Source organism: Streptomyces sp. NPDC050610, assembly GCF_040654875.1.
In the GTDB taxonomy this organism is placed as follows: domain Bacteria; phylum Actinomycetota; class Actinomycetes; order Streptomycetales; family Streptomycetaceae; genus Streptomyces.
On sequence record NZ_JBFAIV010000005.1, the window covers coordinates 192,325 to 218,744 of the forward strand.

A 26,420-nucleotide genomic window follows, 5' to 3' on the forward strand; every position below is an offset into this window, starting at 1 on the left:
ACCTCATTTCCTGGCCGGCTGTAGACGCAGCGTCAGGATCTGGAACGGCCGCAGCGACACCGCGACCTCCTCCGGGCCCGCGGGCCCCGTCTCCGCCGCCCGCAGCGGCCGTTCCAGCAGGTCCGTCACCTCCGCCCGCGCCACCGGGAACCCGGCGCGGAGCACCCCGTCGGCCCGCCCGCCCCGCGACTCGTACAGCCGCACCACCACATCCCCACTGCGGTCCTCCGCCGCCTTCACCGACTCGACGGTGATCGCCGGATCGCTCACCGAGACCAGCGGCGGCCGCGCGGACACGGCCGCCGCCCGCAGCGGCAGGTTGAGCGCGAGCCCCTCCGCGACCGCGTCGCCCACCGCCGCCCCCGGCCGCAGCGCGTACGCGAAGCGGTGCGTGCCCTGGTCGGTCTCGGGGTCCGGGCTGTGCGGGGCGCGCAGCAGGGTGAGCCGTACGGTCGTGCCGAGCCCGCCCGCGTGCGGGGTCCGCGTCACGTCGTGCCCGTACGTCGAGTCGTTGAGCAGCGCGACGCCGTAGCCCGCCTCGGCGACCCGCAGCCAGCGGTGCGCGCAGATCTCGAACCGGGCCGCGTCCCAGCTGGTGTTGGCGTGCGTCGGCCGGTGCACATGCCCGAACTGGATCTCGGCCGCGCTCCGTTCGGCGTGCACGTCGAGGGGGAAGGCGGCCTTGAGCACCTTCTCCGACTCGTGCCAGTCGGCCTCCGTGACGATGTCGACCCGCTCGGCGCCCGCGTCGAGGCGCACCGCCTGCTCGACTCGGGACGCCCCGAAGGCCCGTACGACCGTGACCTCCGCGCGCAGCGGGCCCGCCGCGGTCAGCTCGACGGACACCGCGTCGGTGAGGTCGGTGTGCTTGCGCCGGTAGTGCCGGTCGATGTCCCAGGCGTCGTACTGGTTGGGGTGGTCGGGGTGCAGTTGCAGCAGATTGCCGCGCCCGCCGGGGGTCAGCGCCTCGCGACCAGCGGCCAGGTCCCGTACGGACGTCAGGAGCCCGTCGCGGTCGACGGTGACCCGCAGCAGGCCGTTGTCGAGCACGTACGAGCCGCCCTCGGCGGTGGCGGTCACCGCTCCCGGCTCCTGCCCCGCCTCCTGAGCCGCGCTCTCCCCGATCGGCGCGGAACCGAGCGGCGCGGAACCGAGCGCCGGGACGGCGGCGGCCACCGCGACGCGCCCGTCGGGCAGTTCCTGCGTAAGGGCTCCGGGCGGCAGCGCCCGTGCCGCGTCCCGGTCGAGGGGGACGACCTCGCGCCGCCCGTACGGCGAGGCGTTGAGTACGCCGATCCCGGCGGCCCTGCCCGCACGCACGCCCAGGGCCCGTACTGCCTCCGCCGTGATCTCCGCCAGCTCCGCGGCGACCCGCGCGTACGTGTCGCGCGCCTCGCGGTGCACCCAGGCGATGGAGGAGCCGGGGAGGATGTCGTGGAACTGGTGCAGCAGCACCGTCTTCCAGATCCGGTCGAGCGCGTCGTGCGGATAGGCGTACGACGGCGCGTCGAGGGATGCCGCCGTAGCCCACAACTCGGCCTCCCGCAGCAGGTGTTCGCTGCGCCGGTTGCCCTGCTTCGTCTTCGCCTGCGTCGTGTACGTGCCCCGGTGGAACTCCAGGTACAGCTCGCCCGACCAGACGGGCGCCTGGGCCCCGTACTCCTCCTCCGCCGCCGCGAAGAAGGCCGCCGGCCGCTCGATCTCGACGCGCGGCGAACCCTCCAACGACCTCAGCCGGCGGGCCCGCTCCAGCATCTCGCGGGTCGGCCCGCCGCCCCCGTCGCCCCAGCCGAACGGCACGAGCGAGCGCGTGGCGCGGCCCTTCTCGGCGAAATTCCGCTCCGCGTGGGCGAGCTCCGCGCCACTGAACTGAGAGTTGTATGTGTCCACCGAAGGGAAATGCGTGAAAACCCGGGTGCCGTCGATGCCCTCCCACCAGAAGGTGTGATGCGGCATTCGGTTGGACTGGTTCCAGGAGAGTTTCTGGGTGAGGAACCAGCGGATTCCGGCCAACTTGGCGAGCTGCGGGAATGCGGCCGTATAGCCGAAGGAGTCGGGCAGCCACACCTCTTCCGTTTCCACCCCCAGCTCCTCCAGGAAGAAGCGTTTCCCGTGCACCAGTTGACGGGCCAGCGCCTCGCCTCCTGGCATATTCGCGTCGGACTCGACCCACATGGAGCCGACCGGCGCCCAATTCCCCTCCTGTACCGCCCGCTTGATGCGCTCCCAAATATGCGGCTGATTCTCCTTCACCCACGCGTACTGCTGCGCCTGCGAGCACGCGAAGACCAGCTCGGGGTATTCGTCGGCGAGCTCCGTGACATTGGCGAAGGTGCGGGCGGCCTTGCGGACGGTCTCGCGCAGCGGCCACAGCCACGCCGAGTCGATGTGTGCGTGCCCCGTCGCCGAGACGCGGTGCGCGCTCGGGTGCGCGGGCCGGGCCAGCGCCTCCGCCAGCGCGGCCCGGCCCGCCGCCGCGGTCCCCGCGACGTCGTGCAGGTCCAGCGCGTCCAGGGCGTCCTCCAGGGCGCGCAGGATCTCGTGGTGCCGCGACCGGTCGGCGGGCAGTTCCCGCATCAGCTCGACGAGCACGTCGATGTCGAGGAGGAGGTGCCATACGTTCTCGTCGAGCACGGCCAGGTCCGCCGAGGCGAAGCGGTACAGCGGGGCGTCGCCCGAGGTCAGCACGTCGCCGAGCTGGTTCGGCGCGAAGCCGTGGCGCAGCACGGCGGGGTTGGCGGCGGCCTCCAGGAGGAGGTGGACCGGCTCGCCCCCGGCGGCGCGGGCGGCGACGGCCACATGCCGGTTGCGGGGGTGGACGCCCTTGATGGGCACGCCGTCGGCGTCATGGACGAGCCCCTCGGCCTGGAAGCCCGGCCCGTCGCCGGAGAAGCCGGGGTCGATGACCGCCTCGACGCGCCGGCCCGCCCATGCGGTCGGCACCGTGCCGTCGAGCCGGAACCAGCTCGTCGACCAGGGCCGCCCCCAGGCCGTACCGGTCGCGAAGGGCTCGTACGTCCCCTTGAGCGCCTCCTGTACGGGCACGGGCTCGCCGGGCGCGTGCCAGACGGTGAGCGCCAGCGGGGTCCGCTCCGCGTACTGCGCGGGCCGGATGAACTGGCTGAGCGCCCGTTCCAGGCGCCCTTCCACCAGTGGTCGGTCGTTGTGCATCACGGCTCCTAGGCGTCGGTCACCGTATTCATGGTCATAGCATCAATTCCCGCTCGGGGTATGGCGCACCCGTCCCCGCCCCCATATCGCCATGTTGACGGCTCAACAGGAGTCGGGCACGGTGACGCGGGGCATGCATTCCCGTGAACGTGTTCGATGCCGGACTGTCGAGGGAGCGGTCGGGGCGGGGAGGAATGAAGAGGCGTATTCCAGGTTGTGCGGGCGTGGGGAGCCGACATCGCGGTGACGGTTCCCACCACGCCTCCGAACCCGTGGAGGGGGACATCCAGCCGTATCTCAAGCGGCGGCTCCGACGCGCCGATCTGTCGGCCGTCTCGGACGTCCGCCAGTCGCTGCGGGAAATGCTGCGGGAGTGGGGGGTACCGGGACAGGCCGATATCGCGGAACTGCTGACGAGTGAACTCGTCGCGAACGCACTGGTGCACACCGGCGACGGCGCGGTGGTCACCGCCGCGATCGCCGAGGGTCCGGACGGATTCGTGAAGGGACGACTCCGGGTGGAGGTGCGGGACTTCATGGCGCGCCGCCCGACGCTGCGCGCCGCGGCCCACGCGGACGACACGTCGGGCCGGGGTCTCCAACTCGTGCACACCCTCTCGGACGCCTGGGGGGTGCGGGCGCACGGCGTGGGGAAAGCCGTGTGGTTCGAACTGAACGGCGGACCGGCCTGATGGCGGGGCGTCCGGTCCGCCGCGGCCCGCCGGCCCGCACCGGCCCGCCGCGGCTCAGCCGAACTGCCGCTCGATCTCCTTGAGTTTCTCTTCGAGGGAGTCGAGCCGCGGGACCGTCTGCGTGTCGTCCTCGGCGGTGAGATCGATCGGCTCCGGGGCGGTCACGGCCTGAAGAGGAGGGCGTGGCCGCACCGGCAGCTGCTCCGGCTCCGGCTCCGGTTCCGGTATCGCGGGCTCCGAGCCGATCTGCGGCTGCTGCCGCACGCCGGACGGAGCCGCGGGCACCTGACGGCCGCGGCCGCGGCTCCATACCCGGTGCTGCCGGTTGTACGCCTTGATGCGGGCCCGCTCCAACTTGCCCGCCTCGCGCTGCCGGAGCCGTTCCCGCTCCTTCTCCCGACGGTCCTCGCGCACCTCCTCGACGGCCTCGTCGAGCGACCGCACCCCCTCCAGCAGCATCAGCGACCAGGCGCGGAACGTCTCGCGCGGCGCCCGCAGCCAGCGCACCATGCGGATCTGCGGCAATGGGCGCGGAACCAGGCCCTGTTCGCGCAGCGCCGCCCGCCGCGTCTGTTTGAGCGCCCGGTCGAAGAGCACGGCGGCCGACAGCGACATGCCCGCGAAGAACTGCGGCGCGCCCGCGTGGTCCAGACCGCGCGGCGCGTGCACCCAGTTGAACCAGGCGGCGGCGCCCGCGAACGTCCACACCAGCAGCCGGGAGCCGAGCGCCGCGTCGCCGTGGCTGGCCTCGCGCACCGCGAGCACCGAGCAGAACATGGCCGCGCCGTCGAGCCCGAACGGCACCAGGTACTCCCAGCCTCCCGAGAGGTTGAGGTTCTGCCGCCCGAAGCCGACCAGGCCGTGGAAGGAGAGCGCGGCCGCGACCGCCGCGCAGCAGAAGAGGAGCACGTACGAAGCGCTGCCGTACACGGCCTCCTTGCGCCGCCGGCGCTCCTCGCTGCGCTCCCAGGTGTCCCCGGCCTTGGCCCCGTCGTCCGCCGCGCCGGCGCGCCGGCCGCGCAGGAACACCGCCACCGCCACCGCGACCCCGACGAGCGCCACGGCACCCGGAAGCGCCCAGTCCAGCGATATGTCGGTCAGTCTCATTTCGCGTCCCTTGCATTGCAGTACGGCGTTTCTCGCGCCATCCTGGCGGAATTCGCTGTTCGGCAAGGGATTTTGGAGCAACAAGTCACCAATGGGCCCCAAGGGCCTACGAATAGGTGTGTTTCTGTTCGAACTCGCGTGATGGAAAAACCGATTGCGTTCTATTCGCACCACTCGATCGGGTGGAATGAACGGGCCTATCTTGCGGAGAGCCGCTCAATGCGCTCCGCGTCGCAGGTGCGCGGGCAGGTGACGCAGGTGTCCTCGGGGCGCAGCGTGTAGAAAAGGCAGCAGCTCGCCCGGTCCCGCGTCCCCAGTTGCTCGCCCCGGTGACCGGTCAGTTCGCGGAACGCCGCGTCGCCGACGTACGGGCCGGTGCCGCCCGGCAGCAGCAGCCCCAGTTCCCGCTTGGCCCGGGCCTCCGCGCCGAACAGGTGCCCCAGATACCAGAGCCCCTCGACGATCTCGTCCGTCGCCATGCCCCACAGCGCGCGCCGCCCCCGCCGCATCCGGGGCCGGAACCCGTCCAGCACCGGCTCCAGGTGCTCGCCGATCGCCGACCGCGCCTCCGCGCGCAGCTCCTCCTCGTCCGCCACGACTTTCGCGCCGGGCAGGGCCGCGGCCGGGTCGCCCGGCAGACAGGAGAACGAGGCGATCCGCGCGGTCATCCGGCCCGCGGCCCGCTGGTAGGAGACGCCGTCCGCCGGGACGCGGGGGACCCGGCGGTCGAGAAACCAGGGGACCGTGAACAGCAGGCACGCGGGCCAGGCGTAGCGGTGCAGACCGAAGCTCGCGACGACGTCGGGGCGGGCCCGCTGCCCGTAGTCGGCGAGGATCTGCGCGTCGTCCCAGGAGAGGAAGGCGTCGAGCGCGGCCCCGCCCGCCGCGAGCTCCGCCGCCGAGACCCAGCCGTCGCCCCGCTGGGGAGGCTCTTCGGTGACGGTCAGCCCCGGGAAGGCCTCGGAGAGCCGGGTGTACGCCGCGCCGACCGGCGATGAGGGGAGGGCTGCGGCAGTGGACATGCGGGGCTCCACCGAATCACGATCATTTACAGGTAAGCCTTACCTTACCCGACACCTGGGTTGATTGACTGCTCCAGTGTTGAATCGCTCCACTGTTTGAACTGTCACAGGGTCCGCCTATCGTTCGTAAAGGACGACAGGAGGAAGCAGATGGAGCAGGGGCGAACGGAGACCGCGCCGTCATGGCTGCGGGCCAGTGTGCCGGCGCAGGCCACACCGGCCGCGCGGGCCGCGCGCGGAGAACATCCCTGCGCCGAGCCCGCGTACGGCCACCCGGACGCCGACCCGTCGCCCGCCCCGCCGTCGGCGCCGTCGACTCCCGCGCGGAAACTGCCGCAGCGGCACTCCGTGCGCGGTCAGATACTCGACGCCCTGCGCTCGGCGCTCGTCGGCGGCGAACTCATACCCGGCGAGGTCTACTCCGGCCCGGCGCTGGGCGAGCGCTTCGGGGTCTCCGCGACCCCCGTCCGCGAGGCGATGCAGCAGCTCGTCCTGGAAGGCGCCGTCGAGGTCGTCCCCAACCGGGGCTTCCGCGTCGCCCGCCGCAGCGCCCGCGACCTCGCCGAACTCGCCGAGATACGGGCCCTGCTCGAAGTCCCCGCCATGCTGCGCCTCGCCCGTACGAGCCAGACCGTCGACTGGCCCGCCCTCCGCCCCCTCGCCGAGGCCACCGCCACCGCCGCCGCGCGCGGCGACCGCGCCCTCTACGCCGAAGCCGACCGCGCCTTCCACCGCGCGCTCCTCGCCCTCACCGGCAACCGCCAGCTCGTCCTCGTCGCCGACGACCTCCACCGCCGCTCCCAGTGGCCCGTCGCCCCCCACGGCCCGGCCGCCCGCACCGCCGACCTCGTCGCGGACGCCGCCGAACACCTCGCCCTCCTCGAAGCGCTCGCCGCACAGGACTTCGCGACCGTCGAGATGCTGGTCACGGAGCACTTCACGGGAGCCGCCTGACCCGAGGGCCGGCGCCGGTACGAGCGGTCAGGCGGCGCATTCGGCGGGCAGGCGGTGCCACGGAGATCAGGCGGCGTAACAGCGACCAGGCGGCGTAACAGCGATCAGCGCCGGTACGGGCGTTCAGTGCCGATACGCGCGGTGCCCGCCGCCAGGTCGATCCCGGTCCGCTCGGGGGCGCCGTCCCGCTCGTCGTCCCGCAGCACCAGCTCTATGCGCCGCTGCACGAGCTGGACCCGCTTGCTCGGGTAGATCAGGGCATGCAACTCCTCGGTCGCGGTGGCCCCCACGCCCCGGCTGCCGTACGCGTGCCCCGCACGGCCCGGGCGCCGGGCCAGGCGTACGCCTTTGCGCACGGCGGCCAGCAGGAACAGCGGAATCACGATCAGCAGGGCGAGCGCGGGCCCCGTCAGCAGACTCAGCACGAGGGGGAAACGCGCGGCTCGGCGGAAACGTTCCGTCACCGGGCCCGCACCGGCCCCGAACTGGGCCCGCACCGAGCCGCACGGGAGGTGGCTCTCGCGCGCTGTCCCCATGCGGCGTTAGCGATGCGTTAGTGGATCATCAGAGACTCCGAGCACAGTTCTCCTTGCGTACGCGAAAGGCCCGCACGTCACCGCAACACCAAGGGGAATCCATGCCGCACCGCACCGCGCTCCGCCGGGGCAGCAAGGCCGCCGCCGCTGCCACTCTGGTCGCAGCCGCGGCTCTCGCGCTGACCGCCTGTGACGGCGACAAGTCCGAGTCGGCGGGGGCCTCTTCCTCCTCGTCCCCTTCGTCCTCCTCGTCTCCCCCTTCCGCCTCGCTCGACGCGCAGGCCTCGCGGAACTCCTCGGAGGCGGACTCGGTCACCAAGGAGGCCCCGTCGCCGAGCCACAGCGACTCCCGCGGCGGTGCCGGCTCGGGCAGCGGCTCCGCCTCGTCCGCCGCTCACGCCCAGCACAGCGCCTCGACCCACGGCAAGTCGTCGGCGAGCGCGTCCGGCGGCCGCTGCACCACCGCGGAGATGAAGGCCGGCTGGGGCGCCGCGCCGGACATGAAGAGCGACGATCAGCAGACCGCCGCCGTGTGGCTGAAGAACACCGGCAGCAGCGCCTGCACCCTCAGCGGCTTTCCCGGCGTCCGGCTCAAGCCCGCGAACGGCAGCGCCATCGACCTGCCTCGTTCGTTCCGGAAGCCGGTTCCCGTCAACCTGAAGCCGGGCGAGGACACGTCCTTCACCATCCGGCTGCTCCCCGAGCCGCTCGACTCGGATCAGCACATCATCAAGCCGAGCACGGTGCTGGTCACCCCGCCGAACGAGACGCATCACTTCCAGCTCAAGTGGCCGTACGGCGGCGCCATCCTCGACCAGTCGACCGCCACTCACCCGGGTACGTTCGTCAACCCCGTCAACGCGGGCTGACCGAACCGCGCCGCCGCCACGCCCGTACGGGCGCGTCACGCTCGTAGGGGCGTCGGCGCGCCCGTACGGCGTTGTGACGTCCGTACGTACAGCACCCGATGTCAGAGGCGGTGGCGGTTCCGTTCCAATGACCGGAGTCCGTCCACGAGCAGCCGCAGCCCGAATTCGAAGTGGGCGGTGAAGTCGCCCCCGGCCAGGGTGGGCAGGCCCGCGGCCAAGTGCGGGTAGGGCCCCGACGCCACCGCGTGACGCAGGCGTCCGGGGTCCGCGGGCGCGGCGCCGTCGGCGCCGTCCGGTTCCAGTGCGGCCTGTTCCTCCAGTGTGTGGCCGAGGGTGAAGGCGCCCACCGCCATCAGGGCGTGCGCCGCGTCCTCGTCGCCGAAGCCCGCCCCGCGCAGCACACCCGTCACGGCCTCGGCGAAGCCGAGCGTGTGCGCGCCCGTCGAGTGCGTCCCGGCGTAGACGCGGGCGCCGTCGCGCCGGGCGAGCAGCGCCGTCCGCATGGCCCGGCCCAGTGCCGCCAGCCGCTCACTCCAGTCGCCCGCCGCCGCGGAAGCGGAAGCCTCCGTCGCGACCCCGGCCAGCATCCGCTCCGCCATCGCCGTCAGCAGCTCCTGCTTCGTGGCGAAGTAGCGGTACAGCGCCCCGGCCTGCACCCCTTCCGCATCGGCCAGCCGCCGCATGGTCAGCGCGTCGAGGCCGGACTCGTCCAGCAGGCGCAGCGCCGTCTCGACCGTGTGCGACGGATCGAGCCGCGCGGGACGGCCCCTGGCGGTGCTCGTGGCGCCTTCGGCGCTTGACGGAGAACTCATGGACCCCACTATAGTGAACAGCGTTCACGTGAACGCTGTTCACTAAATGAGGGAGGGTGTCTCCGTTGGACACGAATCCGTTGGGTACGAATCCGTTGGACACGAACTCGGGCGCGAACTTGGACGCGCACACCGATGTGCTCGTCATAGGCGGCGGCCCCACCGGCCTGATGCTCGCGTGCGAACTGGCCCTGGCCGGCGTCCGGCCCCGCCTCGTCGAGCGCCGCGCCGAACCGCAGCGCAACTCCCGCGCCCTGACCCTCCACCCGCGCAGCGTGGAGCTGATGGACCTGCGCGGCCTCGCGCCCCGCTTCCTCGCGCTCGGCGCCACCCGTCCCGGCTGGCACTTCTCCGGCCTCGGCACCCTGCTCGACTTCACCGCCCTGGACAGCCGCCACGGCTACACCCTGTTCCTGGCCCAGGCCCGTACCGAAGCCCTGCTGGCGGAGCGGGCCCGCGAACTCGGCGTGGAGACGGAGCGCGGGTACGAAGGCGTCGGGCTCACCGAGCACGCCGACGGCGTCGACGTGGAGCTGCGCGGGCCTGACGGCGCCGTCGAGACCGTACGCGCCCGCTACGTCGTCGGCTGCGACGGCGGCCGCAGCTTCGTACGGCAGGCCGCGGGCATCGGCTTCCCCGGCGACGACGAGACCTTCACCGGCATACTCGGCGACTTCGCGGCCGTCGGCGCGGACCCCGCCGCCCTCGCCGCGGCGCGGGCGCTCGGCGTCATCGCCGCACCGATGGAGGGCGGACTGACCCGGTTCGTCTGCATGGACCCGGAGCGGATGCGGGTCTCCAGCCGGGAGCCGGTGACCCTGGAGGAGTTCCGGGCGGCCCTGATCCGGAACTGCGGCACGGACTACGGGATCGCCGAGCCGCGCTGGCTGTCGCGCTTCGGCAACGCCACCCGCCTCGCGGACCGCTACCGCTCCGAGGGCCCCGCCGATTCCCCCGGCTCCGGCCGCGTACTGCTGGCGGGCGACGCCGCCCACATCCACTTCCCCGCGGCGGGCCAGGGCCTCAACACCGGCCTCCAGGACGCCATGAACCTGGGCTGGAAACTGGCCGCCGAGCTGCACGGCTGGGCGCCGCGGGGGCTCCTCGACAGCTACGACGCCGAGCGCCGCCCCGTCGGCCGTTCCGTCACCGAGAACACCGCGGTGCAGACGATGCTCATGGAGCTGACGTACGTCCCGCAGTACCAGCGCCCCGCCGTCTGGCTGCGCGAGCTCATGGACGAGCTGCTGAGGATTCCGGAGGTCAACCACCGTCTCGCCGGGCAGGTTTCGGCCCTGAGCGTCGCCTATCCGCCTGCCTCGCCGGACGCCGACCCGCTGGTGGGGCAGCGCATGCCCGACATCGGGCTGACCGCCGACGGATCGGAGGCGGTACGGGCGTACGAGCTCTTCCACCGGGGGCGGTTTGTGCTGCTGGACCTCGCCGGAGACGCGGACCTCGCGGAGAGCGTCACCGCCGGGTGGGGCTCACGCGTCACCGCGGTCACCGTCGCCGAGCACGAGGAGCACGCCGCGCTCGACGGGGTGCGCGAAGTGCTCGTACGCCCCGACGGCCACGTCGCCTGGGTGTCCCGGGCCGCCGACGAGGCCGCCCGGCGCGCCGGACGCGCCGCGGCTCTGAGCGAATGGGCCGGTCCCGCCGCAGGCGGGAGCGACGGCTGATCTCTGGTGCGCGCGGGCGGCCGGTATGGCAGGGTCCTCGGGATGAGCGACGACTACGAGATTTCGAGCGACCCGGCCCGGCTCGACGCGGCCCTCGTCCACCACTGGCTCTCGACCGACGCGCACTGGGCGCTCGGCCGCTCGCGGGACAAGCAGGACCGGGCGATGGCCGGTTCGCTGAACTTCGGGGCGTACGACCGGGCGTCCGGCGTCCAGGTCGGCTACGCGCGGGTGGTCACCGACCGCGCCACCTTCGCCTGGCTCTGCGATGTCTACGTCGACCGCCCCGCGCGCGGGAAGGGGCTCGGCACGGCCCTGGTCGAGGCCGCCCGCGACGAGCTGGAGCCCTGCGGGGTGCGGCGCATAATGCTCTCCACCCCGGATGCCCACGGCGTCTACGCGAAGATCGGCTTCCAGGGGCTGGCGGAGCCGGACCAGTGGATGACGTACCTCTATAACTGATGTGTGGTCACCTCGCGGCGTCAACCGGCTCGTTGGGCTACCAGCGAAACCGATGACGCCGCGTCGGACACCGCGCGCGTATCACTCCGATCACTCCGAACGCGTCTCCGCCTCCGCCAGCCGCTTGGCGAGCCACGACGGCACGCCGCCGAGCAACTGCACCAGACGGCGGGCCTCTTCCCGTAACCGGGCCGCCTCGTCGGCGTCGGGTTCGACCTCGGCCAGGGACGCCAGGGCCGGGGCGATACCGATCAGGTAACCCAACTCCTCGCGTATGCGCAGGGATTCCGCGAAGCCGTACCGGGCCTCGGCGAGCCTGCCGTCCTCCTCCGCCATCGCCGCCACATGCCGCCAGGTGGAGGAGAGCAGCAGCCGGTGGCCGTGGGCGGTGGCGCCCGCGTGGGCGCGCTGGAAGGCGGCCGACGCACTGGCCGCGTTCCGGGACAGGTGCTGGGCGATCAGGCCGCGCCGGAAGTCGAGCAGCGGGCGGGTCGGCGAGCCGGGTCTGAGCAGGGCCGCCGCGCGGCCCAGCGCGGAACGGGCCTCGTCGGCGCGGTCCCGCACTCCGAACAGCGTCGAGGCGTACGCCAGGCTGCCGCGCTCGCACGCCGCCGCCCCGCGCGCCTCGTCGTCGTCGGCCAGCGCCTCCGCCGAACGCAGCGCGTCGGCGGCCGTCTCCCACCCGGCCGCCGTGAACATGCACCGCTCGATCAGCACCCGGGCGCGCCGCAGCGCGGGCTCCGGCTCCGTCTCGGCGCGCGGCGCGAGGAGCGCGGCGGCGTCGTCCCAGCAGGCGCGCGAGCGCAGTCTCCATACCGCCCGGTCGAGCGGATCGCCACCCGGAGGGTGTGATCCCTCTGGCTCCGGCAACCCAGAATCCCGCATGGCGGTATCCGCCACAGTGCCCTCCCCAAGCGCGCCGTCGAGCTGGAAGCCTGTCCGCATCTCAGCACGAAGACATGGGCCCGGCCAAGGGGCTGGTGTGAAGCAATTCACAAACAACCCGGCTGCTCGCGGACGCCGGCCCCGCCCAGGCGTCGGCCGAAGTCCGTTGCGGCTGAGGAGATTTGCCGAACCCTCATGTCCGGCGACGCTCGGCGGCAGCGGGAGGTGAGCACGGAGGCCGCAGGTCACAGAGCCAGGGGAGGCGGGTTCCGGAGGGCTGCGCGGCATCGGTGAATTTGCCGCGGCGGCAATTTCTCTCGCTCCTGGCGCGGCACGCCCGCATGATCGGGGGCAAGGGTGCGACGGCCGAAGAGCGACACCCTTTGTACGGACATGACGACTGATCAGTGCCACCGGGAGGAACCATGCCCCAGCCCACCCCCTCGCCCGCTTCGTCCCCCGCGCCCGCGCTGGACGTACGGCACCGGCTGGTGGAGACGCCCGGCGGCCGTATCCACCTCGTCGAACAGGGCAGCGGCCCGCTGGTCCTCCTGCTCCACGGGTTCCCCGAGTCCTGGTACGCCTGGCGCCACCAGCTCCCGGCCCTCGCCGCGGCGGGCTACCGCGCGGTCGCCGTCGACGTGCGCGGCTACGGCCGCTCGTCGAAGCCCGCCGAGGCCGGCGCGTACCGGATGCTCGCTCATGTCGCCGACAACGTCGCGGTCGTGCGCGCCCTCGGCGAGGAACGGGCGGCCGTCGTGGGCCACGACTGGGGCTCGACCATCGCCGCGAACACGGCGCTCCTGCGGCCCGACGTCTTCACGGCCGTGGGGCTGCTCAGCGTCCCGTACGCGCCCCGCGGCGGCCCCCGGCCCACCGACGCCTTCGCGATGATCGGCGGGGACGAGGAGTTCTACGTCAGCTACTTCCAGCGGCCCGGACGGGCCGAGGCGGAGATCGAGGCCGACGTCCGCGGCTGGCTCGCGGGGTTCTACGCCGGGCTGTCGGCGGACACGATGCCGAAGGAGGGCGCGGGCGGCCTCTTCTTCGTCCCCGAAGGCGCGCGGCTCTCCGACCGCTTCCCCCGAGGCGTCCTGCCCTCCTGGCTCAGTGAGGACGATCTCGACTTCTACGCGGGCGAGTTCGAGAGGACCGGGCTGACCGGGGCGCTGAACCGGTACCGCAACGTCGACCAGGACTGGGAGGACCTCGCCGCCTGGGACGGAGCCCCGATCGCGCAGCCCTCGCTCTTCATCGGCGGCGAACTCGACTCCTCCACCACCTGGTTGGCCGACGCGATCGAGGCGTTCCCGCGGACGCTGCCCGGCCTGGTCGCCTCCCACATCCTCGAAGGCTGCGGCCACTGGATTCAGCAGGAGCGTGCCGAGGAGGTCAATGGACTGCTGACGGAGTGGTTGCGGGGGCTGCCGGACGGGGTGCTGTCCCGCACATGAGGCCGCCCGGCTTCTGACGGTTCGTGAGCTGACGGGGCAGCAGGAGTGCCCGCCCGTACGTGCTCCTTGTCGACCGTGAGCAGGGAGCGCGTACGGGCTGGGCTGCCGTCTACGGTTGACCGTCAACGAACGTACTGATCACATCAGTTGGCGGCGACGAACTTCTTCGCCAGCGCGTCGCCGCGCTGCACGGCGTCGCTGTGGCTCTCGATCGGGCTGGCCTGCGAGTTCTTGAAGAGGATGTAGGTGACTCCGGACTCGGCACCCCCGGTCTCCGGGTCGGGGTCGATCCCGAGCCCCTTGGCGGCGGCGTACGAAGCCTCACCGATGATCTTGTCGGGGCCGGTGTCGCCGACGACCGCGTACTCGACCTGGTTGTTGTAGATCACGGCCACCACGCCGCCGCCCTTGATGCCCGACTTGGTGTAGTCCCAGATGCCGCTGACGCTCGGCACGACGACGTACGGCAGCTTCTCGGCGTTGAGGGGCTTGTCGTCGGACGTGTGGTAGTAGGTGTCGTCCTGGAACCACGGGTCGGTCTGCTTGTTGCACTTGGAGGTCACCTGGCCGTCGCAGTCGACGTCCATGTCCGCCTTCCAGAAGACGGCGCCGGTCTTCTCGCAGACCGGCACGGTGGCGGAAGTCTCCTCGTCCGTCCGGTACTTGCCCTTGGATATCTGTTTGCAGCCGTTGACCTTCGCCAGCAGGTCCGCGGCGCTGACCGAACCTTCCTGGAGCCGGGGAGCGGCCGGTTTCGCGGTCGCGCCGACCGGCGAGTTGTGGGCCTGCGCGGCGGCGGGGACGACGGCGAGAGCGGTGGCCGCGGCGGCGATGCCGACGGCGAGGGTGCGTTTACGCATGGGGGATCCCTCTGTTAGGAAACCTTCCTTACCGTGCCGCGTCAATGTCCCCGCCTGGGCATGACCGCGTCAACCCTTCCGGCAGCCGGAATTCCGGAACGCCGGGAGGCCGAGGCGCCGCACCCGCCGCCGCCCGCGCGGTTGACGGCCCGTCGGTCCGTACCTCCCCACGCCGCCGCGCCGAACCCGACGCCCACGGCCTGACCTGGTAATTCGCAAGCGATTCCGGCTAGGTTGCGCAGCATCCGTCCCGGGCCGGCACAGGAGCGGCCGGACCGAACAGGGGAGAGCCATGCCTCAGCAGCACAAGACCTTCCGCGCCATCGAGGTCGGCGACGGCGGCGACGGCCGCTGGGCCGCTCACGCACAGGAGCTGTGGCCGGTCGCCGAGGGCTGGTTGAGCGAAGAGGGGCGCACGGCGGCGGGCGCGGCCCGGGCCCGGCGGCTCTTCGAGACGCACCTGCCGGAACTGGCCCCGGTGCTCGACCGGCTCGCAGGAGAGCTGGACCGGCCCGGCGGCGAAACCTATCTGACCCACGCCGCGCTGCGGCCGTTCTTCTCCGGCTGTACGCAGACCGGCGCGCCGGGCGCCCTGCTGCGCAACTACGACTTCGCTCCCGCACAGTGCGAAGGCACCATCGTCTCCTCCTGCTTCCTGCGCCCCGTGATCGGCATGCAGGAGGAGGGGTGGGGGCTGCTGGACGGAATGAACGACGCCGGGCTCGCCGTCTCCCTCACCTTCGGCGGCCGGTACGTACACGGCCCCGGCTTCAGCGTCCTCATCGTGCTGCGCTACCTCCTGGAGACCTGCGACACCGTCGGCGAGGCACTCGCCGCACTCCGCTCGATACCGGTGGGCATCCCGCAGAACATCACCCTGGTCGACGCCGAACGCGCCGTCACGGTCTACACCGGCCCCGACATCCCCCTCACCGAAGCCCCGGACGCCTGCGCCGCCAACCATCAGAGCCTGCCGGTCCCCGAGGAGCAGGAGCGGTTCACCCGGACCCAGGAGCGGCTGGCCACCGTACGAGCGGCCGTACGGGCGAACAGCGCCGTACCCGCGAAGGGCGTCGATGCCGCCGTGATGCTGGAGCCGCCGCTGTACCAGTTCGCGTACGACAAGGGGCTGGGCACGGTCTACACGGCCGACTACCGGCCTACTGAGGGGCGCGTGGTCTATCACTGGCCCGGTGCGGCCTGGGAGCAGTCCTTCGGCGCCTTCGCGCCGGGGGAGCGGACGGTGGCTCTTGGGTGAGCGCGGCGGACCCTCGGCCGCTCACTTCGCCGCTGCGGACACAGGGCGGGCACTGTCGGAATCGAGACCGGCATCGGCCTCCGTACCGGCTTCCGCTCCGACACCAGCGGCGATGGCGGTGTCGGCCTCGGCATCGGCCTCGGCATCGCCGCTGGTGTCGGCCCGATGGTGCCTGCGCACCGCCTCGGCCAGGAAGGCCGCGCTGAGCAGCGTGAGGACCGTGGCGCCCGCGAACACCGCCGAGTAGCCCAGGGCCTTCGGTCCGGCCAGCGGCACCAGTTGCGCGATCGCCAGGTGGGAGATCAGGAACGGGATCGCCGTGAAGCACGCGACCTGGGTGGCCGGCCGGTCCTGGCGGGTCAGGGTGAAGGCCAGCAGCGTGGACAGCGCGGAGAAGGTCGCGTACGAGACCCGCGAGACCAGCACCGAGAACAGGGTGAGCGGGGCCGCGTGCAGAGCGGCGGCGGCGATCAGCAGGGCGCAGGAGAGCGCCTCCCCGCAGACCACGGCGAGGACCAGCCGCGGCCGGGGGAGCCGCCGCACCGGTATCCACAGCAGCGCGCCCACGAAGGACATGGCCAGGCCCGCGGTGCCCATGAAGGCGCCGATGGTCCGGGGGGAGAGGTGCTGGTCCACCATGAGGACCGAGGTCAGCTTGTGCGCCAGGCCGACGCCCAGCCAGTTCAGGGTCAGCCCGGCGACCGCCAGCAGGCCGATCAGGCGGGCGCCGGAGCGGGCGGCGGCCCCCTCCTGCGCGGGGGAAGCGCCGACCGCCTCAGCCGCTACCGCCCCCGTCGCCTCCGGCCGCTCCCGCAGCAGCAGTACCGGTACCGCCGTCACCACGCCGATGGCCAGGATCAGCAGCACCGCCGTCCGGTAACCGAGCGTAAGGGCGACGCCGCCGCCGATCGCGGTGCCCAGCAGGATGCCCATCGACTCGGCGGCGGAGAGCCGGCTGCGGTGCCGGGCCGGTGCCGCCCGTACCGCCAGGGCGTCCCCGGCGGCCCGTTCCCACCCGCTGAACAGCCCCACGGCCACCCCGCAGCCGGCCAGCGCCGGCCAGGAGCGGGTGAAGAGCAGGGTGCTCAGCGAGACCAGCACCAGCAGCCGGAAGACGAGCAGCTGGAGGCGGTAGGAGAACCGCCGCGCCGCGAGGCGGTCCAGGAGCGGGGCGACGGCGAAGCGGGTGGACCACAGCACCATCACGTACCCGAAGAGGGCGACCTGGTGCAGCGAGCCGCCGCCCGCCCGCACCAGGATCGGCAGCGCCGAGGCGACGTAGTCGATGGAGACCAGATGGCCCAGGTAGAGCAGGGCCATCGCCCAGGCGGCCCGGGAGGACGGGCCGGTGGTCGCGGTCGGCGCGTCCGGCCGGAGCCGGGGGGCCGTGGAGAACTTCGCCATGCGGGCTCCGATTACGTCTCATGCGTATACGCCTTATGTCGTCACGCGTATACGCCGTCATGCGTACCTGCATACTGTATGCAAATACTGGATCACCGCGATACGCCGCCCCTCGGCGGTGGGTCCGCAGACGCGAGCGGCCCCCTGGCGAACGCTCGCCAGGGGGCCGCTTCGGGCTCGTCGGTCAGCTCATTCTCAGAGCGAGGAAGAAGTCCAGCTTGTCCTCCAGCCGGGACAGATCACGGCCTGTCAGCTGCTCGATCCGCCCGACCCGGTACCGCAGGGTGTTCACATGCAGATGCAGCCGGGCCGCGCAGCGCGTCCAGGAGCCGTCGCAGTCGAGGAACGCCTCCAGCGTGGGGATCAGCTCGGCGCGGTGGCGCCGGTCGTAGTCGCGCAGCGGGTCCAGCAGCCTCGCCGTGAAGGCGCGGCGCACATCGTCCGGCACGAAGGGAAGGAGCAGCACATGGGAAGCGAGCTCCTGGTGGCCCGCGGCGCAGACCGCGCCGGGCCGGGCCGCCGCGACGCGGCGGGCGTGCCGCGCCTCCTCCAGCGCGCCGCGCAGCCCCTCCGCGGAGTGCACCGCCGCGCTGACGCCCAGCGTCAGCCGCCCGTCGTCCGCCAGCCCGCGCGACAGCGGCTCGCGCACCGCGGCCAGCAGCGCGTCCGCGTGCAGTCCGGGGGCCGGCGCGTCCTCCGCGTCCTCGTCGGGGAGCGCGGGCAGCGGTACGAGCGCCACGGCCTCGTCCCCGGTGTGCGCGACCGCGATCCGGTCGGAGTGCTCGGGGCCCACGGCGGCCGGGTCGACCAGCACCTCCTCCAGCAGCGACTGGGCCACGGGGCCGCCCGGCAGGTCCCCGCCCGCCCACTCGACGCGCGCCACCACGACCTGCCAGGGCGGGGCCGTGCCCAGCCCCGGCAGCAGGACGGGGGTCGCCACCCGCAGCCGTGCCGCGATCTCGGCGGGCGCCGCGCCGCTCTGCACCAGCTCCAGGACCTCCTGCGCCAGCCGGCGCCGCACGGTGCGGGCGGCGTCCCGCCGGTCCCGTTCCACCGCGATCAGCTGGGTGACGCCGTGCAGCAGGTCGAGCCGCTCCGCCGGCCAGTCCCCGGCGTCCGCCTCGACGGCCAGCACCCAGTCCGAGAGCACCGTCTCCCGCAGCTCGCGCCCGCCGCCGCGGACCGGGAAGAGGGAGTACGTACCGCCCCCGGCCGTGCAGCGGTGCGGGCCGCGGCGGCCCGCACGGGACGCGGCCAACTGCTCGCCCGCGAGCGCGGCGCGGACCTCGGCGGACAGCTCCGGCCCGGACCCGGCCGGGGCGGCGCCGGCGATCAGGCGCCCGGTGGGGGAGAGCACCCAGGCCCGCAGGTCCAGGTCCGAGCCGAGCAGGTCGAGGACGGCGTCCGGCCCGCCGCCCGAGGGGCCCGCGGTCATCAGCCGGCGGTGCCGGTCGACGACCGCCGCCAGGTCCCCGGCCCGTTCGCTGGAGACCTGCCGCACCACGTGCTCGGTGATCGACGCGAACGAGACGGCCTCCACGACCGAGAAGAGCGGCAGCCGGTGGCGGGCGCAGGCCAGCACCAGATCGTCCGGAACGGAGCCCATCTCGGCCTCGCCCGCCGCGAGCCCGGCAACCCCGGCCGCCGCGAGAATGCGGACGAACCGCTCGGAGTCCTCTGGTTCGCGCCGCCAGGCGAGACCGGTCAGCACCAGTTCGCCGCCGGAGAGGTACCGGCTCGGGTCGCGCAGATCGGTGGTCATCACGCCGCGGACGGTGCGCTCCAGTTCGTCTTCGCCGCCGAGCAGCCGCAGGCCCAGGGCCTCGGTCTCCAGCAGGGCGCGCAGGCGCATCGTCGTCTCCGCCGATCTGTCTTGTCGTCGCCAGTGGAATGCGGTGAGGTTTCCGGACCTCGCCTCTCGTTCGAATCTACAAGACCGGGCCCGCGACCAGCCAACTGCTTCATGGTTTCGGTGACTGCACCCGGAGGCCGCCTCCTGCGTGTACTGGGCGTACGCCGCTGCGTAAGGGGCGCGCACCTCCCCCGAACGGGACAGGAAGCACCCGCCGCCGCACGACCGGTACGAGCCCGAGCGCGGCATCGGCGGCATCGGATATAGCAGCGGCATCAGCGCTGTCAGCAGCATTGGCGAAGCACGGCCCGGCACGTCCCCGGCACGCCCTCGGCACCACTCCGGCACCGCCCCGAGCAACTCCCTCAAAAGGATTCGAACGAACTCGAACGAACTCGGCCCTGACCGCGCACGCGAGCTCGAACCCGATCGAGAAGAGACACACACCCATGGACTTCCTGAGCCCCACCCGCTGGGAGGACGCGCTCGCCGCCAAGGCCGAGCACCCCGCGGCCCTGCCCATCGCGGGCGGCACCGACGTGATGGTCGAGCTCAACTTCGACCAGCGGCGGCCCGGGCACCTGCTCGACCTCGGCCGCGTCGGCGAGCTCACCGAGTGGGAGACCCACGAGGAGTACGTGCGCCTCGGCGCCGCCGTCCCCTACACCCGGATCATGGAGCGGCTCCGCGCCGAACTGCCCGGACTCGCGCTGGCCGCGCACACCGTCGGCTCGCCCCAGATCCGCAACCGCGGCACCGTCGGCGGCAACCTCGGCGCCGCCTCCCCGGCCGGCGACTGCCACCCGGCACTGCTCGCCGCGGGCGCCGAGGTCGAGGCCGCCTCGGTGCGCGGCACCCGCCTCATCCCGGTGGAGGAGTTCTATACGGGCGTCAAACGCAACGCGCTCGCCCCCGACGAGCTGATCCGGGCCGTCCGCGTCCGCACGGCGGACGGGCCCCAGCAGTTCTCCAAGGTCGGCACCCGCAACGCCATGGTCATCGCCGTCTGCGCCTTCGGCCTCGCCCTCCACCCCGCGACCCGCACCGTGCGGACCGGCATCGGATCGGCCGCGCCCACGCCCGTACGGGCCCGCGCGGCGGAGGATTTCCTGAACGCGGCGCTCACGGCGGACGGCTTCTGGGAATCGGGGCGGGCCCTGCCCCCGTCGCTGTACCGGCAGTTCGCGGAGTTGTGCGCCGGGGCCTGCAACCCCATCGACGACGTCCGCGGCAGCGCCGCGTACCGGCGGCACGCGGTCGGCGTCATGGCCCGCCGCACGCTCGCCTGGACCTGGGACGAGTTCCGCGGCCCCGGCCGCTCCACCGAGGGAGGCGCGACGTGCGCGTGAACTTCACCGTCAACGGCCGGCCGCAGGAGGCCGACGACGTCTGGGAGGGCGAGAGCCTCCTGTACGTGCTGCGCGAGCGGCTGGGCCTGCCGGGCTCCAAGAACGCCTGCGAACAAGGAGAGTGCGGCTCCTGCACGGTCCGCCTCGACGACGTCCCGGTCTGCGCCTGCCTGGTGGCCGCCGGGCAGGCCGAGGGCCGCGCGGTCGTCACCGTCGAGGGCCTGGCCGACCTCGCCGCGCGGCGCGCGGGTGCCGCCGGACGTACGGCTGACCCGACCGCGGGCGCGGACGCCACAGGACGTACGGCCGACGGCGCTACGAGCGCGGACGCGATGGACCGTACGGCTGACGCCGGTACGAGCGCGGATGCCACGGACCGTACGGCTGATGCGGGAACGAGCGCGGACGCCACGAACCCCGCGGCCGACGCCGGTACGAGCGTGGACGCGGCCCAGCGCCGGCGGCCCGAGCCCGTAGGCCCCGCCCAGGCCGCCGGGCTCGCCCCCGTGCAGCGGGCGTTCATCGACGCCGGGGCCGTGCAGTGCGGCTTCTGCACCCCCGGCCTGCTCGTCGCAGCCGACGAACTCCTGGAGCACAACCCCGAACCGTCCGACGCCGACATCCGCGAGGCGCTCTCCGGCAACCTCTGCCGCTGCACCGGCTACGAGAAGATCCTCGACGCGGTCCGCCTCGCGGCCGCCCGCGCCGCCGTCCCGGCCGCCGAAGGAGGACGCTGACCATGGGCGCGACCCGAGCTGCCCGAACTGCCCGAGCGACCCGCATCCCCACCGGCCTGACCCAGGGGGCCGCCACCCAGGGCGGCGTCGGCGCGTCCACCCTGCGCCCCGACGGCACGCTGAAGGCCACCGGCGAGTTCGCGTTCGCCTCGGACCTGTGGCACGAGGACATGCTGTGGGGCTTCACCCTCCGCAGCCCCCACGCGCACGCCGAGATCCGCTCCGTCGACACCGCCGAGGCGCTGGCCCAGCCAGGCGTACACGCCGTCCTCACCTACGACGACCTGCCGGCCGCCACCAAGAACTACGGCCTGGAGATCAAGGACACGCCCGCACTCGCCCACGGCCGGGTCCGCCACCACGGCGAGCCCGTCGCGATCGTCGCCGCCGACCACCCCGAGACCGCCCGCCGCGCCGCCGCGAAGATCAAGGTCGACTACGCCCCGCTGCCCGTCGTCACCGACGAGGAGAGCGCCACCGCCGCGGACGCGCCGCTGCTGCACCCCGGCCGCACCGACCACCACGCCGCCCACGTGCCGCACCCCAACATCGTGCACCGCCAGCCGATCGTCCGGGGCGACGCCGAGGCGGCGCGGGCCCGCGCGGACGTCATCGTGACGGGCGAGTACGAGGTGGGCATGCAGGACCAGGCGTTCCTCGGCCCCGAGTCCGGCCTCGCCGTGCCGGCCGAGGACGGCGGCATCGACCTCTACATCGCCACCCAGTGGCTCCACTCCGACCGGTGGCAGATCGCCCCCGTCCTCGGCCTGCCCGAGGACAAGGTGCGGATGACGCTCTCCGGCGTCGGCGGCGCGTTCGGCGGCCGCGAGGACCTGTCGATGCAGATCCACGCGAGCCTCCTCGCGCTGCGCACCGGCCGGCCCGTGAAGTTCGTCTACAACCGGTTCGAGTCGTTCTTCGGCCATGTGCACCGCCACCCCGCCCGGCTCCGGTACGAGCACGGGGCGACCAAGGACGGGAAGCTCACCCACGTCACGTGCCGGATCGTGCTGGACGGCGGCGCGTACGCCTCCTCCTCCCCGGCCGTCGTCGGCAACGCCTCCTCGCTCTCCGTCGGCCCGTACGCCGTCGACCACGTCGACATCGAGGCGCTCGCGCTCTACACCAACAACCCGCCCTGCGGCGCGATGCGCGGCTTCGGCGCGGTCCAGGCGTGCTTCGCGTACGAGGCCCAGATGGACCGGCTCGCCGCGGAGCTGGGCATGGACCCGGTGGAGCTGCGGCGCGCGAACGCCATGTCGCAGGGGACCCTGACGCCCACCGGGCAGGTCATCGACTCACCGGCCCCGGTCGCCGAACTGCTGCGCCGCGTCAAGGCGCTGCCGATGCCGCCGGAGAACCAGTGGGAGACGACCGAGGGCGCCGACGTACGGGCCCTGCCCGGCGGGCTGTCCAACACCACCCACGGCGAGGGCGTCGTGCGGGGCGTCGGCTACGGCGTGGGGATCAAGAACGTCGGCTTCTCCGAGGGGGCCGACGACTACTCCACGGCGCGCGTCCGCCTGGAGGCGGTCGGCGGCGAGCCGGTCGCCGTCGTGCACACCGCGATGGCCGAGGTCGGCCAGGGCGGCGTCACCGTGCACGCCCAGATCGCCCGTACCGAACTCGGCGTCGCCCAGGTCACCATCCACCCGGCCGACACCCGCGTCGGCTCGGCGGGTTCCACCTCCGCCTCCCGGCAGACGTACGTCACCGGCGGCGCGGTCAAGCACGCCTGCGAGGCGGTGCGGGCCGAGGTCCTGGAGCTGGGGCGGGCCCGGTTCGGCACGTACCACCCGGCGTGGGCCACGGCCGAACTGCTGCTGGAGGGCGGCAAGGTGGTCACCGACGGCGGCGAGGTCCTCGCCGACCTCGTGGACGTCCTGGCGGGCGACGCCGTCGACGTCGAACGGGTATGGCGGCACCGCCCCACCGAGCCCTTCGACCGCCGCACCGGGCAGGGCGACGGGCACGTCCAGTACTCCTTCGCCGCGCACCGCGCGGTCGTCGAGGTGGACATCGAACTGGGCCTGGTCAAGGTCGTCGAGCTGGCCTGCGCCCAGGACGTCGGCAAGGCGCTCAACCCGCTGTCGGTCGTCGGCCAGATACAGGGCGGCACGACGCAGGGCCTGGGCCTCGCGGTGATGGAGGAGATCGTCGTCGGCGACGACGGCCGGGTCCGCAACCCCTCCTTCACCGACTACCTCATTCCCACCATCCTCGACACCCCGGCCATACCGGTCGACATCCTCGAACTGGCCGACGCCGCCGCCCCGTACGGGCTCCGCGGCGTCGGCGAGGCGCCCACCCTGTCCTCGACCCCGGCCGTCGTGGCGGCGATCCGGGCGGCGACGGGGCTCCCCCTCAAGCGCGTGCCGGTGCGGCCCGAACACCTCACCGGCACCTGACCCCTCGGTACGGCGGTACGAGCGCGCACCGCCGTACGTCCGTCCATCCGCCTCGGGCCGTCCCCCGGGTCGTGCAGCCCACGCACCATCCCAGCTCCCGCGCCGTGCGCGGGCGCCCCTGTGAACCTTGGGAGCAGGCACATGACCCATCAGTCGATACGGCCGCAGGCCGCGGCCGACGACGGCTCGCGCCCGCCCGACGGCCGGTCGTGGCCCGACCGGTACTTCCACATCACCGACCGCGGCTCGACCCTCGCGCGCGAGGTGCGCGGCGGCATCACCACCTTCATGGCGATGGCGTACATCCTGCTGCTCAACCCGGTGCTGCTGAGCGGCCCCGACGCCGATCAGCACACCCTCGGCCGCACCGCCGTCATCACCGCGACCGCCGCCGCGGCGGCGCTGTCCACGCTGCTGATGGGGTTCATCGGCAAGGTGCCGCTCGCCCTCGCGGCCGGGCTCAACGTCTCGGCGGCGCTGACCACCCAGGTCGTGCCGCGGCTGACCTGGCCGCAGGCGATGGGGATGTGCGTGATGTACGGCGCCGTCATCATGCTCCTGGTGGTCACCGGCCTCCGCGAGATGATCATGAACGCGATCCCGCTGCCGCTGAAACACGCGATCACCATGGGCATCGGCATGTTCGTCGCACTGATCGGCCTGGTGAAGGCCGGCTTCGTCGGCAAGGGCGCGGGCGCCCCCGTCCAACTGGGCGCCACCGGCGAACTCAGAGGCTGGCCCGTCCTCTTCTTCGCCGTCACCCTGCTGCTCATCTTCATGCTCCAGGCCCGCGCCGTCCCCGGCGCCATCCTCATCGGCATCGTCGCCGGCACGGTCCTGTCCGTCGCGGTCACCAAACTCGGCGGCCTCACCGACCGGGACTGGGGCGGCGCCACCCCCGCGCTGCACGGCAGCGCCGTCTCCACCCCCGACTTCGCCCTCCTGGGACACGTCGAATTCGGCGGCTGGGACCGGATCGGGGCCATCAGCGTCGGCATGATCGTCTTCACCCTGGTGCTGGCCGGGTTCTTCGACGCCATGGCCACCATCATCGGCGTCGGCACCGAGGCCGGACTGACCGACGCCAAGGGGCGGATGCCCGGCCTGTCCCGGGCGCTGTTCATCGACGGCGCGGGCGGCGCGATCGGCGGCGTCGCCGGGGCCTCCGGCCAGACCGTCTTCATCGAATCGGCCACCGGAGCCGGCGAGGGCGCCCGTACGGGCCTGTCGTCGATCGTCACCGGGGGGTTCTTCGCCGCCTGCCTGTTCTTCACCCCGGTCACCAGGCTCGTACCCGCCCAGGTGGCCGCGGCGGCGCTCGTCGTCATCGGCTCGATGATGATGGGCGCCGCCAAGCATGTGGACTGGGGAGACCGTTCGGCCGCCATCCCCGTCTTCCTGACGGTCGCCCTGATGCCCTTCACGTACAGCATCACCGCCGGCGTCGGCGCGGGCGTCATCGCCTACACCGCCATCCGGGCCGCGCGGGGGCAGTGGCGCGAGCCGGGAGGGTTCATGTGGGGGCTGAGCGTTATCTTCCTCGTCTACTTCGCGCTCGGCCCGATCGAACAGTGGCTGGGCGTCAAGTGAGGGACGGACCGGGGCACATAAGGAGTTGACCGCCATGCTGGACATCGCCGCCGAACTGCGCCAATGGTGCGATCAGGGCCGTGACTTCGCCGTCGCCACCGTCGTGGCGACGCACGGCAGCGCGCCCCGGCAGCCCGGCGCCGCCCTCGCCGTCGACGCCGACGGCACCGCGATCGGCAGCGTGTCCGGCGGGTGCGTGGAAGGCGCGGTGTACGAACTGTGCCGCGAGTCGCTGAAAAGCGGCGAAAGCCTCCTGGAGCGCTTCGGATTCAGCGACGAGGACGCCTTCGCCGTGGGGCTGACCTGCGGCGGCGTCATCGACATCCTCATCACCCCGGTCCGCGCCGGGAGCGCCGACGCACGGACGCTCGCCGCCGCCCTGTCCGCCGCCGCGCGCGGCGAGGCGGCGGCGCTCGCCCGGGTCGTCCGCCGTGCCGACGGCTCGGCCGCGCCGCTGGGCCGCCCCCTGCTCGTACGGCCCGACGGAACGTACGAGGGAGCGCTCGGCGGCCCCGCGGAACTCGACCGGACCGTCGCCGCGGAGGCCCGCGCGATGCTCGACGCCGGACGTACGGGCACCCTCACGGTCGGCACGGAGGCGGTGGCGGCTCCGCTGGGGGCGGAGGGAACGGACCCGGCGCCTTCGGACTCCGAGGCGGACGCCACCGCGGAACAGTGCGGGGAGCGCGTCGTGCTGCTCGTGGAGTCCAGCGCCCCGCCGCCCCGCATGATCGTCTTCGGGGCCATAGACTTCGCCGCCGCCCTCGTCAAAGTCGGCAAACTGCTCGGCTACCACGTCACCGTCTGCGACGCCCGCCCCGTCTTCGCCACCCCGCGGCGCTTCCCCGAGGCCGACGAGATCGTCGTCGACTGGCCGCACCGCTACCTCGACACGCAGCGGCTCGACGGCCGCGGCGTGCTCTGCGTCCTCACCCACGACGCGAAGTTCGACGTGCCGCTGCTGGAACGGGCGCTGCGGCTGCCCGTCGCCTACGTCGGCGCGATGGGCTCGCGCCGCACCCACCTGGACCGCCTGGCCCGGCTGCGCGACGCCGGCCTGACCGAACCGGAACTGGCCCGGCTGCACTCCCCGATCGGCCTCGACCTCGGGGCCCGTACGCCCGAGGAGACGGCCCTGTCCATCGCGGGCGAGATCGTCGCGGCCCGCCGGGGCGGCACGGGAGCCCCGCTGACCGGCGCGCACACCCCGATCCACCACGACGTCCGGACGCCCCTCGGGCGCATCGGGTCAGTCGCCTGACTCGCCGTCCGCCTGACCCGTCCCCTCCGCCCACCTGCCCTGCACCGTCTTGACG

The 26,420-nt window shown here is 73.1% G+C and carries 21 protein-coding genes; 12 read left to right on the forward strand and 9 right to left on the reverse strand.

Annotated features, from left to right (window positions below):
* Window positions 1-3: 3 nt before the first annotated feature.
* Window positions 4-3,171, reverse strand: a complete 3,168-nt coding sequence (locus AB0I22_RS08720) for a glycoside hydrolase family 38 C-terminal domain-containing protein (RefSeq protein ID WP_363129949.1) — start codon at window positions 3,169-3,171, stop codon at window positions 4-6.
* Between the two features lie 272 nt (window positions 3,172-3,443).
* On the opposite strand from AB0I22_RS08720, the gene AB0I22_RS08725 reads away from it, so the two are divergent.
* Entirely contained in the window at window positions 3,444-3,863 is a 420-nt protein-coding gene (locus AB0I22_RS08725; protein WP_363130101.1) for an ATP-binding protein, read from the forward strand.
* A gap of 54 nt (window positions 3,864-3,917) precedes the next feature.
* Here the strand turns inward: AB0I22_RS08725 and AB0I22_RS08730 are convergent, their stop codons facing one another.
* Both AB0I22_RS08730 and AB0I22_RS08735 read right to left on the reverse strand, forming a co-directional pair.
* Complete coding sequence (locus AB0I22_RS08730; protein ID WP_363129950.1) at window positions 3,918-4,970, reverse strand: DUF2637 domain-containing protein; 1,053 nt, start codon at window positions 4,968-4,970, stop codon at window positions 3,918-3,920.
* A 197-nt stretch (window positions 4,971-5,167) separates the two neighbouring features.
* On the reverse strand, window positions 5,168-5,992 hold the full coding sequence (locus AB0I22_RS08735; RefSeq protein WP_363129951.1) for a (2Fe-2S)-binding protein: 825 nt from the start codon (window positions 5,990-5,992) through the stop codon (window positions 5,168-5,170).
* Window positions 5,993-6,142: 150 nt separating this feature from the next.
* On the opposite strand from AB0I22_RS08735, the gene AB0I22_RS08740 reads away from it, so the two are divergent.
* Window positions 6,143-6,946 carry a GntR family transcriptional regulator gene (locus tag AB0I22_RS08740; protein ID WP_363129952.1) on the forward strand — a complete coding sequence of 268 codons (804 nt, stop codon included), beginning with the start codon at window positions 6,143-6,145 and terminating at the stop codon, window positions 6,944-6,946.
* Window positions 6,947-7,050: 104 nt separating this feature from the next.
* On the opposite strand, the gene AB0I22_RS08745 is transcribed toward AB0I22_RS08740, so the two are convergent.
* On the reverse strand, window positions 7,051-7,482 hold the full coding sequence (locus tag AB0I22_RS08745) for a DUF6191 domain-containing protein (RefSeq protein WP_363129953.1): 432 nt from the start codon (window positions 7,480-7,482) through the stop codon (window positions 7,051-7,053).
* A gap of 101 nt (window positions 7,483-7,583) precedes the next feature.
* Between AB0I22_RS08745 and AB0I22_RS08750 the strand changes: the two genes are divergently transcribed.
* Window positions 7,584-8,351 (forward strand): DUF4232 domain-containing protein, encoded by a 768-nt coding sequence (locus tag AB0I22_RS08750; RefSeq protein WP_363129954.1) that lies wholly within the window; start codon window positions 7,584-7,586, stop codon window positions 8,349-8,351.
* 101 nt (window positions 8,352-8,452) lie between these two features.
* On the opposite strand, the gene AB0I22_RS08755 is transcribed toward AB0I22_RS08750, so the two are convergent.
* On the reverse strand, window positions 8,453-9,163 hold the full coding sequence (locus AB0I22_RS08755) for a TetR/AcrR family transcriptional regulator (protein ID WP_363129955.1): 711 nt from the start codon (window positions 9,161-9,163) through the stop codon (window positions 8,453-8,455).
* Between the two features lie 95 nt (window positions 9,164-9,258).
* On the opposite strand from AB0I22_RS08755, the gene AB0I22_RS08760 reads away from it, so the two are divergent.
* The gene (locus tag AB0I22_RS08760; RefSeq protein WP_363129956.1) at window positions 9,259-10,845 is read left to right on the forward strand and encodes a monooxygenase; all 1,587 of its coding nucleotides are present in this window, start codon (window positions 9,259-9,261) and stop codon (window positions 10,843-10,845) included.
* A gap of 42 nt (window positions 10,846-10,887) precedes the next feature.
* A complete protein-coding gene (locus tag AB0I22_RS08765) occupies window positions 10,888-11,307 on the forward strand; it encodes a GNAT family N-acetyltransferase (protein WP_363129957.1) in 420 nt (139 codons plus the stop codon).
* A 90-nt stretch (window positions 11,308-11,397) separates the two neighbouring features.
* Here AB0I22_RS08765 and AB0I22_RS08770 read toward each other — a convergent pair whose 3' ends face one another.
* Window positions 11,398-12,192, reverse strand: a complete 795-nt coding sequence (locus tag AB0I22_RS08770) for a hypothetical protein (RefSeq protein ID WP_363129958.1) — start codon at window positions 12,190-12,192, stop codon at window positions 11,398-11,400.
* 425 nt (window positions 12,193-12,617) lie between these two features.
* Between AB0I22_RS08770 and AB0I22_RS08775 the strand changes: the two genes are divergently transcribed.
* Window positions 12,618-13,646: an alpha/beta hydrolase gene (locus tag AB0I22_RS08775; protein WP_363129959.1), complete on the forward strand. Its 1,029-nt coding sequence runs from the start codon at window positions 12,618-12,620 to the stop codon at window positions 13,644-13,646.
* A 143-nt stretch (window positions 13,647-13,789) separates the two neighbouring features.
* Here the strand turns inward: AB0I22_RS08775 and AB0I22_RS08780 are convergent, their stop codons facing one another.
* Window positions 13,790-14,506, reverse strand: coding sequence for a glycoside hydrolase family 75 protein (locus AB0I22_RS08780; protein WP_363129960.1), 717 nt, complete (start codon window positions 14,504-14,506; stop codon window positions 13,790-13,792).
* 292 nt (window positions 14,507-14,798) lie between these two features.
* Between AB0I22_RS08780 and AB0I22_RS08785 the strand changes: the two genes are divergently transcribed.
* Complete coding sequence (locus AB0I22_RS08785; protein ID WP_363129961.1) at window positions 14,799-15,764, forward strand: C45 family peptidase; 966 nt, start codon at window positions 14,799-14,801, stop codon at window positions 15,762-15,764.
* A gap of 21 nt (window positions 15,765-15,785) precedes the next feature.
* On the opposite strand, the gene AB0I22_RS08790 is transcribed toward AB0I22_RS08785, so the two are convergent.
* Complete coding sequence (locus AB0I22_RS08790; RefSeq protein WP_363129962.1) at window positions 15,786-17,168, reverse strand: MFS transporter; 1,383 nt, start codon at window positions 17,166-17,168, stop codon at window positions 15,786-15,788.
* Window positions 17,169-17,352: 184 nt separating this feature from the next.
* Window positions 17,353-19,020, reverse strand: coding sequence for a PucR family transcriptional regulator ligand-binding domain-containing protein (locus tag AB0I22_RS08795; RefSeq protein WP_363129963.1), 1,668 nt, complete (start codon window positions 19,018-19,020; stop codon window positions 17,353-17,355).
* Between the two features lie 449 nt (window positions 19,021-19,469).
* Between AB0I22_RS08795 and AB0I22_RS08800 the strand changes: the two genes are divergently transcribed.
* From AB0I22_RS08800 to AB0I22_RS08820, 5 genes are all read left to right on the forward strand, one after another.
* Window positions 19,470-20,369: a xanthine dehydrogenase family protein subunit M gene (locus AB0I22_RS08800; protein ID WP_363129964.1), complete on the forward strand. Its 900-nt coding sequence runs from the start codon at window positions 19,470-19,472 to the stop codon at window positions 20,367-20,369.
* Window positions 20,360-21,106: a 2Fe-2S iron-sulfur cluster-binding protein gene (locus AB0I22_RS08805; RefSeq protein ID WP_363129966.1), complete on the forward strand. Its 747-nt coding sequence runs from the start codon at window positions 20,360-20,362 to the stop codon at window positions 21,104-21,106. Before AB0I22_RS08800 ends, AB0I22_RS08805 begins: the two co-directional genes overlap by 10 nt.
* Window positions 21,107-21,108: 2 nt before the next feature.
* Window positions 21,109-23,514, forward strand: a complete 2,406-nt coding sequence (gene pucD, locus AB0I22_RS08810; protein WP_363129967.1) for a xanthine dehydrogenase subunit D — start codon at window positions 21,109-21,111, stop codon at window positions 23,512-23,514.
* Window positions 23,515-23,655: 141 nt separating this feature from the next.
* Window positions 23,656-25,104 (forward strand): NCS2 family permease, encoded by a 1,449-nt coding sequence (locus AB0I22_RS08815; protein WP_363129968.1) that lies wholly within the window; start codon window positions 23,656-23,658, stop codon window positions 25,102-25,104.
* 34 nt (window positions 25,105-25,138) lie between these two features.
* Window positions 25,139-26,365 (forward strand): XdhC/CoxI family protein, encoded by a 1,227-nt coding sequence (locus tag AB0I22_RS08820; protein ID WP_363129969.1) that lies wholly within the window; start codon window positions 25,139-25,141, stop codon window positions 26,363-26,365.
* The last annotated feature ends 55 nt before the right edge of the window (window positions 26,366-26,420 follow it).

Excerpts from the sequence above, each read along its gene's own strand:
- AB0I22_RS08720 (WP_363129949.1), bottom strand. The coding sequence starts at position 3,171 with ATGCACAACGACCGACCACTGGTGGAAGGGCGCCTGGAACGGGCGCTC.
- AB0I22_RS08745 (WP_363129953.1), bottom strand. The coding sequence starts at position 7,482 with ATGGGGACAGCGCGCGAGAGCCACCTCCCGTGCGGCTCGGTGCGGGCC.
- AB0I22_RS08820 (WP_363129969.1), top strand. The coding sequence starts at position 25,139 with ATGCTGGACATCGCCGCCGAACTGCGCCAATGGTGCGATCAGGGCCGT.
- AB0I22_RS08790 (WP_363129962.1), bottom strand. The coding sequence starts at position 17,168 with ATGGCGAAGTTCTCCACGGCCCCCCGGCTCCGGCCGGACGCGCCGACC.
- AB0I22_RS08795 (WP_363129963.1), bottom strand. The coding sequence starts at position 19,020 with ATGCGCCTGCGCGCCCTGCTGGAGACCGAGGCCCTGGGCCTGCGGCTG.
- AB0I22_RS08780 (WP_363129960.1), bottom strand. The coding sequence starts at position 14,506 with ATGCGTAAACGCACCCTCGCCGTCGGCATCGCCGCCGCGGCCACCGCT.
- AB0I22_RS08775 (WP_363129959.1), top strand. The coding sequence starts at position 12,618 with ATGCCCCAGCCCACCCCCTCGCCCGCTTCGTCCCCCGCGCCCGCGCTG.
- AB0I22_RS08735 (WP_363129951.1), bottom strand. The coding sequence starts at position 5,992 with ATGTCCACTGCCGCAGCCCTCCCCTCATCGCCGGTCGGCGCGGCGTAC.
- AB0I22_RS08750 (WP_363129954.1), top strand. The coding sequence starts at position 7,584 with ATGCCGCACCGCACCGCGCTCCGCCGGGGCAGCAAGGCCGCCGCCGCT.
- AB0I22_RS08785 (WP_363129961.1), top strand. The coding sequence starts at position 14,799 with ATGCCTCAGCAGCACAAGACCTTCCGCGCCATCGAGGTCGGCGACGGC.
- pucD (WP_363129967.1), top strand. The coding sequence starts at position 21,109 with ATGGGCGCGACCCGAGCTGCCCGAACTGCCCGAGCGACCCGCATCCCC.
- AB0I22_RS08800 (WP_363129964.1), top strand. The coding sequence starts at position 19,470 with ATGGACTTCCTGAGCCCCACCCGCTGGGAGGACGCGCTCGCCGCCAAG.
- AB0I22_RS08755 (WP_363129955.1), bottom strand. The coding sequence starts at position 9,163 with ATGAGTTCTCCGTCAAGCGCCGAAGGCGCCACGAGCACCGCCAGGGGC.
- AB0I22_RS08730 (WP_363129950.1), bottom strand. The coding sequence starts at position 4,970 with ATGAGACTGACCGACATATCGCTGGACTGGGCGCTTCCGGGTGCCGTG.
- AB0I22_RS08765 (WP_363129957.1), top strand. The coding sequence starts at position 10,888 with ATGAGCGACGACTACGAGATTTCGAGCGACCCGGCCCGGCTCGACGCG.
- AB0I22_RS08770 (WP_363129958.1), bottom strand. The coding sequence starts at position 12,192 with ATGCGGGATTCTGGGTTGCCGGAGCCAGAGGGATCACACCCTCCGGGT.
- AB0I22_RS08815 (WP_363129968.1), top strand. The coding sequence starts at position 23,656 with ATGACCCATCAGTCGATACGGCCGCAGGCCGCGGCCGACGACGGCTCG.
- AB0I22_RS08740 (WP_363129952.1), top strand. The coding sequence starts at position 6,143 with ATGGAGCAGGGGCGAACGGAGACCGCGCCGTCATGGCTGCGGGCCAGT.